This is a genomic window from Caballeronia sp. M23-90 (assembly GCF_053574605.1).
Genome location: NZ_JBSIPA010000870.1, coordinates 1 through 1,086, shown reverse-complemented (window position 1 = coordinate 1,086; position 1,086 = coordinate 1). Strand labels below are relative to the sequence as shown.

General features: G+C 61.2%; 2 protein-coding genes. Both read right to left on the bottom strand.

Annotated features, from left to right (window positions below; all coding sequences use genetic code 11):
• Positions 1 to 563 (bottom strand): glycosyl hydrolase 2 galactose-binding domain-containing protein (locus ACRXB1_RS36620; RefSeq protein ID WP_449494851.1); only part of this gene is annotated, 563 nt, incomplete at its 3' end.
• A gap of 124 nt (positions 564 to 687) precedes the next feature.
• On the bottom strand, positions 688 to 1,086 hold a 399-nt coding region (locus ACRXB1_RS36615), incomplete at its 5' end, for a DUF1839 family protein (RefSeq protein ID WP_449494850.1).

Sequence of the window (1,086 nt, the reverse complement as noted above, 5' to 3'; positions counted from 1 at the left end):
TAGTCGCCTCCGGCCTTCGCTTTCGATGACCACTGGTATCGATTGGTCTTGTCGGGACAGCGCGCACGCCCCCGCTTTGCGCCGAGTGCGGCGGTGAGCGAGCGAAAGCACAGGTACAGCGTTGCGTGACCATCGAGATTGATATCGATGTCGTGCGCTTCGAACATCGAATCCGTATCGAGCAGTTTTGTATCGTCGAGCCAGACTTCGCAAATTGTTGCAAGTCCGTTCAGGCGCACGCGGCGCGCGCCCTGTCCCGACAAGACCAATCGATACCAGTGGTCATCGAAAGCGAAGGCCGGAGGCGACTCCATACCGAGTTTGCCGGCTGCTCTCCATGCCGACGCAACCGTGCCGGGCACAGGTGCGTCGATCCAGTGTACGGTGTTGTCGGTGGAGGGCAGTTCGGCCGGCGTTGCATATGCACCTGCCGGCGTGCTGATGCACTGCCAGCCTTCGGACAAGCGTTGTGGGAGATAGGAGGCAGGCGTGAGGACGGCCGGCGTGGGCTCGGCGGGCGTGGACGAGCAAGGCGTGATTACGCCAGGCGTTATGACGCGCATGGTTATTTCCCCGTATGACTATCGAAGGCCATATCGGGACGGCCTTCTTCTTATAGTGTGTCCAGCCGGAACGCGGCGCGACCTGTTGGCGTATCAGGCCGCGGCACCGGCTTGTGAAAGCCTGTTAGCGAATCAGTGCGGCAAGCGGTCCAATGACCTGATCGTAGGACTCTTCGAGCACATCGAAACACTCGTGGCACGGGTCGCGGCGTCCGCGCGTAATTGCGCGGACGAGCCGGAACTGCATGACCATCGATTCGGTCGCGATCCGTTGCGCCGCGGTCGGCATGGCGTCCGGAATCGCGAAACCACGTTCCCGCATCCACACGAGATAACGCGAAAGGAACTCGAAGTTCGATCCCAGTTGCCGCATCACGTTGAATGTGTAGAGATGAAAAGCGCTTTCTCCGCGCTCGACGAGCATCTCCAGGTGCTCGGGAAACGCCGCACGCCATTGCGTGATCGGATTGCGCGCCGGGCGGCGCTGCAAATGCGCGACCAGCAAATCCGCCGATGCCTCCGA